We start from the raw sequence: 12558 nt of genomic DNA on the forward strand, positions 1-12558 counted from the left end.
CCGATCACAACCAGGTAATCGGTTTTACCTCACAACACTATTTTCCGCAGCAACCTGAACACCAGACAAACGGCAATAAATAACGCCGATAAAATTACTATGGAGAATTTGGTAGTGGCCATATCATAAGCCAGCAAAACCGACCAGCGGGTAGGCGTGCCCTGTAAACTCTTCAGCATAGCTATATTTTCAATAACATCACAAATACCCGCTATTATTAACAGATACGTTACAAATTTTCCAGTTCGCATCAAAATTTCATGGCCGCTTAAACGACCGAAATATATGCTGGCTACCGATAGGCCGGTAGTATAAAAAACTATAAACAGAAAATCGATGTAGATACTTATGATCGCATATTTAAGCTTCCCATACGTTTCCCATTCCTGCACCATTCTCTCTGCTACCGACAGTTCTTTGGCCAGTTCAAAACGAACAATTTCATCCGTTTCCACCGGCATATACCATTTAAAAGCGATAATAAACAGGCAATTGATAGCCAATAGTACCCAAAACCAGCGCTGTAAATTGGTAGGTGACGCAACCGATAGTTGTTTCATCTGAGCATGTATTTTGTTCGCAGGCATTCCTGGTATTTTAAAATCGGACCGCCTGATTGAAATAGTTGGGCAGGATTCAGGAGAGAACCTGGCATGTACCGATTTCGATGCCGGGTTATACAGTCAACGGGTATTGATTTATAAATGACTGTGATTTGCTATCTTACTAAAGTAATAAATTTCAGGCAATTGAAAAAAACCTGATTTTTTAGATATGAAAAAAATATTGCAGCGCTTATTTAAAAAACCGGTCACCTGGCTGGCAGAACGGCTTTCCTCTTCGCCTGAAAAAGATCAGGTATTCACCTCGTTATCAGCCTTACTTAAAAATATACAGAATAAAAAATCAGGCTCGGGCATTTGCATCCCCTTCGATCTATCAACCGGTAAGTTTATCATTTTTTCAGATGAACACAAAGGCGCCCGGGACTTTGCCGATGATTTTAGGATGGCTGAGAAAAATTATCTGAACGCCCTCGATTATTATTTCAACAACGGTTTCCATTTTATTAACCTCGGCGATTGTGAGGAATTGTGGGAAAACAAACCGGATGTGGTGCTGGAAAAGAATAAGACCAACTTACAGGCAGAATTGCGCTTCTTACAACAGGATCGCTATTACCGCATTTTTGGCAATCACGACCTGGAATGGAAGTTTGATTTTCCGCGGACCCGTTTTCTGAAACCCGTTTTTGGCGACAAGCTAAAAATACATGAAGGCATTATATTAACAACCATATACAACAACCGACAATTCTCCATTTTTTGCACGCATGGTCATCAGGGCGATAAAAAAAGCGATGGCAATGCCTTCAGCACCTGGTTCGTAGCCTCCATCTGGACCCCATTGCAACGCTACCTTGAGATCAGCATCAATTCAATCGCCGACTCTTTCGAGCTGGTTGATAAACATAATATCATGATGTATGAGTGGAGCGCCACCCAAAAAGATCTGTTGTTCATTTCCGGTCATACGCACAAACCGGTATTTGCCTCACTTGATCATATAGAACGGCTTACAAAACAACTGGAAAAAGCAAGAGCCAAACAGGATGCTGAGGCCATACAAAAAATCGAAGCAGAACTGGAAAAAAGAAAAGCAGAATATGCCGGTAAGCAATTTCATAAAACAATGGTCATTCCATCGTATTTCAATAGTGGTTGCTGCTGCTTTGTAGATGGTGATATTACCGGCATTGAAATTGAAGGCGACAACATAAGGCTGGTAAAGTGGAAAGAAGAAAACGGTCAATCGAACCGGCTGGTGCTGGAGCAAAGCCCGCTTTCTTATCTTTTCGAAAAGATCTCAAATACTTAAGATATTATTGAACGACAATGCCGCCCCGGTTGAACCAGGACGACATATATCATTTACTCACCGTCTAACTGATTTTTAACTTTCCATTTCTTTGGTGCAGTTCCATCCATTCGCACAATTTTAGGTGTGAACTTACCTACGATATCAACCAGTGCCGACTGGCTTTTCATCACTACTTCAATATCCTTGTAGGCATGTGGCGCTTCATCTAACCCACCACCCAGCAATTTCACGCCGTGCCGTTGCAATTGCTCTTTCAGGTCCTTTTGCGTAATGGCAGCCAAAGCCCTGGTACGGCTCATTTTTCTTCCGGCGCCATGTGATGCAGAAAAAACAGAAGCCTCCTCCCCTTTTCCCTTCACAATAAAGCCCGGTGCGGTCATTGATCCCGGTATGATCCCTAACACATCTTTACCTGCAGGAGTTGCGCCTTTCCGGTGAACAATTAACTCTTTTACTTTTCCATCGGGTGTTACCATCATTTCTTTCCAGGCAAAGTTGTGGTGATTTTCAACCATGGTTATCGGCCTTTCACCGATCGCCCTTGCAATTTTTTCATGAATGATATGATGACAGGCACTCGCATAATCACCAGCCAGGTTCATCGCCAGCCAGTATTCAATACCTTCCGGTTCATCCATTTGCAACCAGGCCAGGTTAACCGCATCACCAGGCAAGCGCCTTTTTTCCTTTGCTATTTTAGTATAATGATTAGCGATATTAGCGCCTAAGGCCCTTGAACCGGAGTGCGTTAACAAACCAACGTAAACCCCAGCATCAATACCTAAAATGGCATCTTTCTCACCTATTTCAATTAAGCCAAATTCCGCAAAATGGTTTCCCGAACCACTTGACCCCAACTGCTTCCATGCTCTTGTCTGTAATCCTTTTAATAATGGCAGTTCATCAAACTCATTGCGCTCCATTACTTCGTGGTCAGCAGCCTCATCAAACACTGCTCCGCTACCAAACAAGGTTGCTTCCTGCAATTCTCTTGTATATAAATTTTCCCGCTGTATCAATTCTTTCGGATTAATTGGGAAAACACTTAAACACATACGGCATCCGATATCAACACCTACGCCATAAGGGATCACCGCGTTTTCCGTTGCCAGTACGCCACCAATAGGTAACCCGTAACCGGCATGTGCATCGGGCATCAAAGCGCCGGCTACGCTAATGGGTAATTTGGCAGCCTGGTGCATCTGGTGCATGGCGCCTTCTTCAATATGTTCGCTTCCGAATACATTGAATTGAATTCCCGTACTGTTCAATGGAATAGCTTCTCCTGTCTCCACTATTTTCTTTGGTATCAGTTGTTGTGCAATCAACCCTAACACGGCATCATTTTCATACTCCACCGGAGCACTCAATATTTTTTTCAATAACTCCATCACATCCTCCTTTTTCTCATGCTTATAATTCTTCTCCATTACGTTCATTGCTATGCTTATCACCGGTCCTTGGGGATAACCAATTGCTCTTAACTCTTTTCCTGATAACTTTAATTTCGCCATTTTTTTAATTTTATTTAGCCGACTCCAAGGTTGAACTCAATTTCAACCAGCTCCATTTGGGTAATGTGTCTTTGGGCATGTTGAACCAGAAAGTATATATAATGATAAACGTCTATTTTACCCAGATTATTTACACTCATCATAGTTTTATGCAAAACACCTTCACCATGCTGCAACGTTAGCAAGTGCGTACGGCATTGCTTCAATTGTTGTTCTAATTCGTGCCGTATTGCTGCAACCGGCATCTTGCCTCGCGGTTGCATATGATCAGGCCGACTCCACTCAAACGATCTATGCTGACCGATTATCTTCATCCGTTCCCAATCCAGATCATAATCAACCAGGATGCCGGAAAAATCTTCTTTTTTCGATCTTTCCAGTGCTTTTTTAGAGCCCTTACTGATAAACATCAGCAAATAATGGTTCGTCAGCGATACATGTTCCAATATTTTACGAATGCTCCATCCCTTATTATCAGGTGCATAATGCAACAGCTCATTATCAATATTAAACCATTTGAACAATTCATCAAAGGTTTGTTTGAGCTCTGTTTCAATAATATTAATCACATCAATCATCATACTTAAACTGCTTACTGGTTACTTACAAAAGCTTAACCGAATGTTTAGAAAAGCATCCGCCTCGCGGCGGATACTTTAGTTCTCAAGGCTATACAACTTACAAGCTACCTGCCCGTTCTTACGGCTACAGGCTTTTATTTTTCAGCACCTTTAATAGGCTGATCATTTTTGTGATACCAGGATCTGCTTCAACTGATCAAGCAGTACACCGTTGCCGTTAACACTGATATTGCTGATCTTGTCTGCTATCTTTTCAACATATTCCATTTCTTTCAACTTCCACAGCATGGCATTTTCTTCCATCAGTTTGGCAGTGTTCAGCAGGCTACGGGTGCTGGCAGTTTCTTCACGACGCATAATGATGTTCGCCTGTGCTTTCTTTTCGGCGATCAACACCTGGTTCATGATCTCCTTCACATCACCTGGCAGAATAATATCCCGGATACCAAATCCATTCACTTCCACACCCAATGCTTCAGCATGCTCTTTTACAGCTTCCAGGATAAATTGGGTGATACTTTCTTTCTTTTCCAGCAGCTCATCAAATGGCAGTGCACCTACGTATTCACGCAGCGCCAGCTGAAATACCACATACAGCTGGTAACTGAAATCCTTGTTCTGCAACACCGCTTTTTCAATGTCCTTCACCTTATACTGCGCCCAGGCATTGATACGCAAAGCAGCTTTATCCTTTGTCAGAATTTCCTGTCCGTTGATCTCCGCCTGCTGCTGACGCATATCGAGCTTGTTTACCTGTACCACCATCCCGTTCTTCCACCAGTTGTAAACACCTGCATCCAGTGTCTGCACAAACTTTCCATCGATGTACAAAACACCTTTTTCATGGCTTTCAACAATGAAGGTGCGCACGTAAGGAGCCACCAGTTTATTCTGCAAAGTGGCACGGTCAATGTTTTCAGTGATCTCCACTTTACCAATATCGGCGCGCACAAAATCATGCTGTATCACACTTTTCCAGAAAGTATAACGACCTGCGGTAAGCACCTGTTTCAGCAATCCGTTCTCGTAGTGCAATACGATCTCATTATCTTTTACATCCACTACATGCAGTGCATCTGCCAAAACCGTATCCTGCAACAGGATGTTGAGTTCAACAGGGGCAACGAATGGCTTTGTAACGTTGTATTTATGTACTGTTTCATTTTTCCAGAACCAGTAATTTCCTTCTTTCAGCATTTGCTGGTATACGCCTTTTTTAAATACAAGGGCTACCTCATAGGCGTTTACATGAATATTTTTCATTGGTACATTTTTTTAAGGGTTATTAAAATAAAGCCGGGTATTATTTTCCGTCCCGTAATTGCGGAAGCAATATTTACCGGTGTTCGTTATACCAGTTCTTCATCGACCTATTTGTTGTAGCATCTTCAACACAATATTTCTTTGAAAGAAGTGGCATAAACCGCAACGGCTCCTGATAGCCTGCAAAGCATTTACCAGATTGCGGTAGCGCTTTTGGCGGTACCGCGGGTCAATAAGCCGGCTTTATGTTGCATTCACCATTTTTGGGGAAGCGGTGTACTTCCTGGAATTAAGCATTAAGAATGCTTTGCGTTTACCATTTTCGCCAATCCTTCAGTAAGGATGTGGGACTCGAACCCACAAATTAAAAGTCGTCGTTCTACCGCTGAACTATCCCGGTATTAGCGGGAAAGGGATTCGAACCCTTGACCTACGAAGTGATGGCATATTCCGATCTTACCACAGCATACAGATAGTTACTACATCTGCACTGTTGTGCTTCTTTAAAACACTAACCTGGTTGTTTTCAACCGGTCATATACCAGCCTTCCCATTGGGGAAGCTCTTAACACCAGATCAGCCAATTACTAATCATGGTGAATTATTTGAAACTTATCCAGGGGTTTAATTTCTGGATAAGCTTTTTACTGTACTGCTTTATTGGCGCAGCTTGAGCTGGCAAAGGCATGTGGTTTGGCTTTGAACACAAAACCCATTCCCATGATATAACCCATGGCTTCTTTCAACGCATCATTACTTCTGAAGTTGGGGTTGGTATTAATATCAGCATGCACTTCCATGTCTACATTATAAATTGTAAACAGTCGGCATAGTGTGTATGCTATTTCAATACTTTTAGAAACCTCCATTAACATACGCTGTTTGATGCTCATTTTCTGTTGGGTAGTTTCGTTGTGTATATACATAAACCCACCTTTCCCTTTCCGGATGAACACAATTACCGTAGCGAATTCCGTTTCTTTACCCTTAACCTGGCTATCGGTACCGATACATACTTTTACTGTATGTCCCATTTCTTTTTCACGAACCAAAACGGCCCTTACTTCATCTTCAATTGACCTGTTGATCCGTGTACCGTCCAGCCGCCTCCAATGATGCTGTTCCATGGCTTACCTCCATTCCTTTGTTATTTTAATTTTCAATTACGCTTCGTCTAAAACCAATCACTTCTACCCTGCTTGCCGGCTGCTCTTTTTCATGCGGGTTGGCAATTTCTGCTATGGTCATTGGTTGATTAACTACAGTTTTCAATCCCAAATGATTACTTAACCGTTGCGCTTTAGTTATGCTCAATTTTCCAAACTCATATTTTGCAATCAGCCTTCCCTTTCGCATCAACGCACTATCTACCAGCGTAAGCGAACTATTGAAGGTGCAAATGAGTTGTACATTCAGAAAATCGGCCAGCAATCCGTCTGAAATATTCAACAGGTTCGATACGGCTGACCCCGAATTGTACTTACGATCCATGATGATATTTTCTGCATCCTCAATGATCACAACAGTATTGGGATTATCGATCAGTAATTCAATAAAATCAGGGTTCATCAGGTTTCCTGCTACAGTAGGTGAAAGGAACAACACCCGCTTCTTTATTTTTCCTATCAGGTAACGCAGATACGTTGTTTTTCCCGTACCTGGCAAACCATGCAATAACACTATTCCTTTATCATTCTTCTTATTCAACCTTTGCCTGATGATCTCATCCGTTTCCCTGAAATCGTCCTCATAAAAAAGGTCCAGATCCAATTTTGTACGCTTGATCTCCATTGCCTTTAATTCGAGCCCATCACTACTTTGCGCAATCAAATTGATCTCAAGAGGCTTACGTCTTTGCCGTTCTTTGCACAGGCCAGCTAATTCAGTTATAGCTGCCACGAACTCAGGGCATAAGCCATCATACAGAATATCACAATAACTGGTAGTGATCTCAACCAGGCAATTTTCCTCAAATACAAGCACCGTTCTACCGAATTGATATTGCTTATCTTTATTTTTATACCAGCGGAACTGATGTATATTCTTAATTTGACCGGCGTACTTTTCCTTTAGCGCGTTGAATAATTTTTCGCCATCTATATGGCCTATATAACTCAAACTGGGCAACCGGTTATAATAGTACAGGTATAATATTTTCACATCCAGAAATCGATTGTCAAAAACGCTATTAGCATTGATCGACTTCTGCGTAAATAAATTGTCCATATTTTTCTTTAAATAGTTAATAGAATGATCATTCTTTGCTGACAAAGATTTTTCTGCTAACTATTTCATTACACGAGTACGCATAACCATATTTTTTAGCACGGACACTTCGACTCGAACGAAGACTAATAGTTTTGGAGACTATTATGCTGCCATTACATTATGTCCATATAGGTGGTGCCCCGTGGAATCGAACCACGATGTTCCCGGCTTCAACGGGATGCAATAGAACCATCTCTGCCAAAGCACCTGGTAGTCTGTATGAGGATCGAACTCATCCATCTGGTTCGAAAGACCAGCGCCCTAACCAACTAGGCGAACAGACCATTGCGGATGAAGAAAGACTCGAACTTTCAACCCCTCCCTTAACAGGGGAGCGCTCTTACCATTGAGCTATTCATCCATTTTTATTTGTTGGCCCGATGAGACTCGAACTCATGGTCCCCCGGTTAAAAGCCGGGTACTTTTGCCAACTAAGCTACGGGCCATTTTGTAGCGACCTCCGGAATTGAACCGGAATGACCACCTTATGAGAGTGGGGTGTTAGCCTTTACACCAGGTCGCTTATTGTGATGACTGACAGACTCGAACTGTCAACCTGTACCGTATCAGAGTACTGCTCTACCAATTGAGCTAAGTCATCTTCTATGTTGGCCCGACCGGACTCGAACCGGTAACCTTTTGCGTATAAGGCACTTGCTCTTACCATTGAGCTACGGGCCAATATTTCTGATGGCTTAGAAAGAGTCGAACTTTCATCCCTGCGTTCGTAGCACAGTATTCTTCCATTGAACTATAAGCCAGTTTCGGGTGAGCCGTCCCGGTGAGCCGGGAAACCCTGTTCTTCCCATTCACAGCGGAACGCTTTACCAAATAAGCTACAGCCTCCATTTGTTGTCGAGATTGGATTCGAACCAATATCATCAGGGTCAAAGGCTGATATGCTAACCATTGCACCACTCAACAATTACAGCAGTTCGTACGGGAATCGAACCCATAGCTTCGGATAGACAATCCGAGGTGTTAGCCATTACACCAACGAACTATTAGAGCAGCACCAGAGATTCGAACTCTGTCCTCCTGATTGGAAGTCAGGGACGCAACCATCAACGCTTGTACTGCTTTTGTATAGGAGACAGGACTCGAACCTGCAGCCTCCCCGCTCCAGACGGGGGATCCGACCAACCGGAATACTCCTATATTTTGTAGCGGTCGTGGCAACCGCTACAGTTTCATAAGGGTTTAATTTTAGTCAGGCTTAATGGTCAATGAATGTTTTTGGAAAAGCATCCGCCAGCCGACGGACGCTTATTTTCCTCCTTTTTGAACTCTTATCTTCAATCACTTTCTATCGGATCTGGAATGCTGCAGGATGTCTTGCTTCCCTTTCATCTGCATCCTGTTGAACGTTATTCTTGTTCGCTTTGGCTTTATTCTCGAATAAAGCAATAATGAAACGGATCATAAATACACTCATTAATAATTTCATCACCTACCTTCCTTTTTCTTCTCATCTGAAGTTTTGTTTAATAATTACACTCGTTTGTCAGAACAACACCAATAAAAAAGCCCGGTCGTTTTTGTCGACCGGGCTTTTTATTCGATACCTGTTTTTTACAGTTTCGTTTAAACACAACCTGGTCGTATTCGAGTACTATCCTCTTGCTTGCCGCCATTGATATACATTTCCACTTGCGCATTTGCACACGTATTCCAATGAATAAATCGTTTTGTATTATCCACCATCATTCGTCGTATATGTTGCAATGATCCCGGCATCAATTTGTATATGATTATTTAGATGTTGTTACTAATAAATTTCATAAGCCTGTTTTAATAATTTTTTTCTTTCCCAAACTCACTTACTAACTATTACACACATATGAATATAGCACACCCATTCCTATTGGTCATGGGATTTCCTTTTCGCTGTTATTTTTTAAACAGCCGATAAATAAAAAACCCCGCAATTCCTTGCGGGGCCTGTGTTATATCGAATTCGTTTTTTCAACTTATTCTTCAGCGTAACACGCCCCGCAAACAGTAAAGTCACCTATCGGACTCCATCCGTTCAGTACTTCAATATGTGATTGTTTGCGTAACATGTTTGTTGATTTTGATATTGCAAAGGTGTCAATAATTTTTCAATTACACCAAATATTTTGATAAGTTTTTTTAAAAAAACTTTTTCACTGCCCGAAAGCGTATCCGTTTTTTCGGTTATCCATCAGTGATCAATTGAAGGCAATGAGGTGATAGTCAACAGGGGTTTTATACCAATGGCCTTATATATTGCCGGGCTTGTACAGGTTGTTCTTGATTGCGTAAATGATAATGCCGGCGGTATTTTTCACTTCCATTTTTTCCATGATCTTTAACCGCAGGCCTTCCACGGTACGTACGCTTAAAAATATCTTTTCGGCAATTTGCTTACTGGTAAGGCCATTGCAGATATCGGCTACAATATCTATCTCCCGTTCATTAAAATCGGGTTTCTGTTTCTGCTTATAAGGATTGAATTTGCTTTTGGCCACCATCTGGGCCAGCTTGTTTGAGGTATGGCGGCAATAGTAAGGTTGTTGCTGGTAAACCGATTTGATGGCTTCTATGATCTCGTTCTTGTCGGCATTTTTTAGCAGGTAACCGCGGGCCCCTGCCTCCAGCATATCGATAATAAGATCTTCTTCATCAAACATGGTCAATGCGATGATGCCTACTTGCGGATAGTTCTCGGTTAAATGGCGGGTGGCGGCAGCACCATCCATTACAGGCATCTTAACATCACTGATCACAATATCCGGTTCCTGCGATTTTACCTGTTCAATCAATTCTTTTCCATTGGCAGCTTCCGCTACCAGTAAAATATCTGGCTGCTTTTGCAACATTGCCCGCAATCCGTCGCGAAAAATTTCATGATCGTCAGCAATAGCAACTTTTATATTGCCATATGTTCTCATAATAACACCTGGTTCTGGTCAAAGAGGAATTTCAAAAGTATACGTGGTGCCCTTTCCTGGCTCAGACTGACAGGTAAGCTCACCTCCCATCACCTCTGTTCTGCTCTGCAAGTTACGAAGTCCAAGGCCGGGATTGTCTTTTACTTTAGCAAAATAATCAAATCCTTTCCCATTATCGGCTGTCATGAGCAAAAGACGGTCGCCTTCGGCAACCATTTTAATGATCAACAGGGAGGCCTGGGCGTGTTTTACGGTATTGTGAAGAATTTCCTGAATGATGCGGTAGATGTTGACTTCTTTATGCTGATTCAAATGAATGTCCTGCTCACATATAAATCTTATTTCTAATCCGTAGGCATTACGGTTATTATCAATAAACTCGGTAATGGCTTTTTGAAGCCCTTTTCGCACCAGCGTATTGGGCATGAGGTTATTTGAAATTTCCCTCAATTTCCTGATGATGCTGTCAAGATGGGTGCTTGATTTGCTGATCACCTGTTCGTCGTCGGGGTCGGTGGTATTGAGGCTGTTGATCTGAAGTTTTACCGCAGATAAAAGGGGGCCCAGTTCGTCGTGAAGGTCAGAAGCTATACGCCGGCGTTCTTTCTCCAGTGTATCAATTTCGGCCTGTATCTTCTCCTTATGCAGTTTAAGGCTGCGGCGCTGATAGCGAATAATGGTGATAATGAAATATAGCAAAATTATACCCACTACCCCTACTACTATCAAAAGAGACTGGTAAAGTTCTTTTTCCTGGGTATCCATATTACAGCTACTGCATACAAAAGATTAACCAATAAATTTGAATATACGTTAATGGCCTGTAAACCCCGCCTGAATTCATCGCTGGTTTTGTGGAAAGAAAAGCCTGTTGATGACCAAACCACAAAAAATGAATAAAAAATAATAATGCCCAAACATATCCAAAACTTCGGGTTCCTGAAAATGCTGCTTCGTTCATTCACCACCATCTTGTTAAATGTACTTACACTGAAAAAGATCAATGCAAATGAATATACTATGAAAAAGTACAAATTAATTTCAATAAAGCGTGTAAATATCGCATTGGTTACTATCCAAATCAGAAAAAACATGCCGGCAATGGTGATGAATGTTGTCTTCTTTCTGTTAAAGAGGCCCCAGTTATGAAAAAGCCATGTAAAGAGGAAGAAATCAATATAGGAATAGGTATTCAACAAAAAAATGAACAACTTCGGTTGTCCTGTTTCCATCAGGATTTTATGCATTATCTCTATTACTAATGCTGCTGAAGCATTAAAAATAAAGGGATAGTAAGATGGATCTATCCTTCGAAATCTTACTATCCCGATAATTACAGCAAATCCGATGCTTAAACTTAAAATAAAACGTACGGTAGCATCCATTGTATGGGAAAATCTCAGTCTTTGAGTTACAAATAAACCATTCCACTACTACGGCTCTTGAGGCTCAAACCCATCACAGGGAGGGGTACATTGTCCATATTCCAATCCACCATCCTCATCGGATGCCTGGGCTGCCAAGGCCGATTTCTTATTCTTTATGTATACATTATTACCCGCTGAATCAACACCCACTATCATCAATCGCAATGACTTTTTCTTATCATCGCCAGGCTTTACCCCATAATAGAATTTAAGCCCAACAACTTTGGGATTTTCGAAAAATTTAACAATTGATGCTTTGTTAAATGTTTCGCTATTGGGAATAAACAATTCAGGAAACTTCCTTGTAAGCGAGTCGCGTGTAGCCCTGAAATCCTTTTCATAGATGTCAATGCTCATTACAGGAATGAAATGATTTTTGCGGCCAAGCGCAGATGTGTCGTTCGGTACAGGAATGCATATCAGATCTTTTGGTTGCTCTTCTTTGCAGGAGCCAATCAACAGTACTCCCATCAGGAAAATAAGTGCATAAGGGTAAGTCATAAAAGACTTCTTCGAGTTAGTTGCCATAAAAAAAAATTTGGTTAAACGGGGTGCTAAAGGTATTGGTTAATGCCAGCCCGAAAATCCGTAGAACTACTTATTTTAACTACAGCTACTACCTGTATCTTTTGGTACTTTAACTCTTGCTGCTCAAGGCTATAACAAAGAACTTCGATTCAACAATTACCCATTCCCGAGTCCGGTAGAA

At 41.7% G+C, this 12558-nt stretch carries 12 protein-coding genes and 12 tRNA genes; 1 reads left to right on the plus strand and 23 read right to left on the minus strand.

Annotated features, from left to right (window positions below):
* Positions 1-29 precede the first annotated feature (29 nt).
* Positions 30-560 carry a hypothetical protein gene (locus FAM09_RS05435; protein WP_136576038.1) on the minus strand — a complete coding sequence of 177 codons (531 nt, stop codon included), beginning with the start codon at positions 558-560 and terminating at the stop codon, positions 30-32.
* 214 nt (positions 561-774) lie between these two features.
* Here FAM09_RS05435 and FAM09_RS05440 point away from each other — a divergent pair, with 214 nt between their 5' ends.
* Entirely contained in the window at positions 775-1878 is a 1104-nt protein-coding gene (locus FAM09_RS05440; RefSeq protein WP_136576039.1) for a metallophosphoesterase, read from the plus strand.
* A gap of 53 nt (positions 1879-1931) precedes the next feature.
* Here FAM09_RS05440 and FAM09_RS05445 read toward each other — a convergent pair whose 3' ends face one another.
* The 22 genes from FAM09_RS05445 to FAM09_RS05535 form a co-directional block, all read right to left on the minus strand.
* Entirely contained in the window at positions 1932-3395 is a 1464-nt protein-coding gene (locus FAM09_RS05445; RefSeq protein WP_136576040.1) for an RtcB family protein, read from the minus strand.
* A gap of 14 nt (positions 3396-3409) precedes the next feature.
* The gene (locus tag FAM09_RS05450) at positions 3410-3976 is read right to left on the minus strand and encodes a DinB family protein (protein ID WP_136576041.1); all 567 of its coding nucleotides are present in this window, start codon (positions 3974-3976) and stop codon (positions 3410-3412) included.
* Between the two features lie 162 nt (positions 3977-4138).
* A complete protein-coding gene (locus FAM09_RS05455) occupies positions 4139-5239 on the minus strand; it encodes a slipin family protein (RefSeq protein WP_136576042.1) in 1101 nt (366 codons plus the stop codon).
* A 339-nt stretch (positions 5240-5578) separates the two neighbouring features.
* Positions 5579-5635, minus strand: a tRNA-OTHER gene (locus tag FAM09_RS30625).
* A 248-nt stretch (positions 5636-5883) separates the two neighbouring features.
* Positions 5884-6366 (minus strand): ribonuclease H-like YkuK family protein, encoded by a 483-nt coding sequence (locus FAM09_RS05460; protein WP_136576043.1) that lies wholly within the window; start codon positions 6364-6366, stop codon positions 5884-5886.
* Between the two features lie 25 nt (positions 6367-6391).
* Positions 6392-7465: an AAA family ATPase gene (locus FAM09_RS05465; protein ID WP_136576044.1), complete on the minus strand. Its 1074-nt coding sequence runs from the start codon at positions 7463-7465 to the stop codon at positions 6392-6394.
* Positions 7466-7640: 175 nt separating this feature from the next.
* Positions 7641-7715 (minus strand) — tRNA-Phe (locus FAM09_RS05470).
* Positions 7716-7791 (minus strand) — tRNA-Glu (locus FAM09_RS05475).
* 4 nt (positions 7792-7795) lie between these two features.
* Positions 7796-7868: transfer RNA gene (locus FAM09_RS05480), tRNA-Asn, on the minus strand.
* Positions 7869-7879: 11 nt separating this feature from the next.
* Positions 7880-7953: transfer RNA gene (locus tag FAM09_RS05485), tRNA-Lys, on the minus strand.
* 82 nt (positions 7954-8035) lie between these two features.
* Positions 8036-8108: transfer RNA gene (locus FAM09_RS05490), tRNA-Ile, on the minus strand.
* Positions 8109-8115: 7 nt separating this feature from the next.
* Positions 8116-8188 (minus strand) — tRNA-Ile (locus FAM09_RS05495).
* A 9-nt stretch (positions 8189-8197) separates the two neighbouring features.
* Positions 8198-8268: transfer RNA gene (locus FAM09_RS05500), tRNA-Arg, on the minus strand.
* Positions 8269-8359: 91 nt separating this feature from the next.
* Positions 8360-8431 (minus strand) — tRNA-Gln (locus tag FAM09_RS05505).
* Between the two features lie 7 nt (positions 8432-8438).
* Positions 8439-8510 (minus strand) — tRNA-Asp (locus tag FAM09_RS05510).
* A gap of 5 nt (positions 8511-8515) precedes the next feature.
* Positions 8516-8587 (minus strand) — tRNA-Gly (locus FAM09_RS30630).
* Positions 8588-8592: 5 nt separating this feature from the next.
* Positions 8593-8665: transfer RNA gene (locus FAM09_RS05515), tRNA-Pro, on the minus strand.
* A 148-nt stretch (positions 8666-8813) separates the two neighbouring features.
* Complete coding sequence (locus FAM09_RS30635) at positions 8814-8954, minus strand: hypothetical protein (RefSeq protein WP_153825441.1); 141 nt, start codon at positions 8952-8954, stop codon at positions 8814-8816.
* Between the two features lie 796 nt (positions 8955-9750).
* A complete protein-coding gene (locus FAM09_RS05520) occupies positions 9751-10422 on the minus strand; it encodes a response regulator transcription factor (protein ID WP_136576045.1) in 672 nt (223 codons plus the stop codon).
* Positions 10423-10440: 18 nt separating this feature from the next.
* Entirely contained in the window at positions 10441-11187 is a 747-nt protein-coding gene (locus FAM09_RS05525; protein ID WP_136576046.1) for a sensor histidine kinase, read from the minus strand.
* Positions 11148-11669, minus strand: coding sequence for a hypothetical protein (locus FAM09_RS05530; RefSeq protein ID WP_136576047.1), 522 nt, complete (start codon positions 11667-11669; stop codon positions 11148-11150). Before FAM09_RS05530 ends, FAM09_RS05525 begins: the two co-directional genes overlap by 40 nt.
* A gap of 186 nt (positions 11670-11855) precedes the next feature.
* Entirely contained in the window at positions 11856-12377 is a 522-nt protein-coding gene (locus FAM09_RS05535) for a hypothetical protein (RefSeq protein ID WP_136576048.1), read from the minus strand.
* Between the last annotated feature and the right edge of the window lie 181 nt (positions 12378-12558).

The sequence above is a fragment of the Niastella caeni genome, assembly GCF_004834005.1.
In the GTDB taxonomy this organism is placed as follows: domain Bacteria; phylum Bacteroidota; class Bacteroidia; order Chitinophagales; family Chitinophagaceae; genus Niastella; species Niastella caeni.

Coding starts and splice junctions, on each gene's coding strand:
- FAM09_RS05520 (WP_136576045.1), bottom strand. CDS start 10,422: ATGAGAACATATGGCAATATAAAAGTTGCTATTGCTGACGATCATGAA.
- FAM09_RS05525 (WP_136576046.1), bottom strand. CDS start 11,187: ATGGATACCCAGGAAAAAGAACTTTACCAGTCTCTTTTGATAGTAGTA.
- FAM09_RS05455 (WP_136576042.1), bottom strand. CDS start 5,239: ATGAAAAATATTCATGTAAACGCCTATGAGGTAGCCCTTGTATTTAAA.
- FAM09_RS05535 (WP_136576048.1), bottom strand. CDS start 12,377: ATGGCAACTAACTCGAAGAAGTCTTTTATGACTTACCCTTATGCACTT.
- FAM09_RS05445 (WP_136576040.1), bottom strand. CDS start 3,395: ATGGCGAAATTAAAGTTATCAGGAAAAGAGTTAAGAGCAATTGGTTAT.
- FAM09_RS05530 (WP_136576047.1), bottom strand. CDS start 11,669: ATGCATAAAATCCTGATGGAAACAGGACAACCGAAGTTGTTCATTTTT.
- FAM09_RS05465 (WP_136576044.1), bottom strand. CDS start 7,465: ATGGACAATTTATTTACGCAGAAGTCGATCAATGCTAATAGCGTTTTT.
- FAM09_RS05435 (WP_136576038.1), bottom strand. CDS start 560: ATGAAACAACTATCGGTTGCGTCACCTACCAATTTACAGCGCTGGTTT.
- FAM09_RS05460 (WP_136576043.1), bottom strand. CDS start 6,366: ATGGAACAGCATCATTGGAGGCGGCTGGACGGTACACGGATCAACAGG.
- FAM09_RS05450 (WP_136576041.1), bottom strand. CDS start 3,976: ATGATGATTGATGTGATTAATATTATTGAAACAGAGCTCAAACAAACC.
- FAM09_RS30635 (WP_153825441.1), bottom strand. CDS start 8,954: ATGAAATTATTAATGAGTGTATTTATGATCCGTTTCATTATTGCTTTA.
- FAM09_RS05440 (WP_136576039.1), top strand. CDS start 775: ATGAAAAAAATATTGCAGCGCTTATTTAAAAAACCGGTCACCTGGCTG.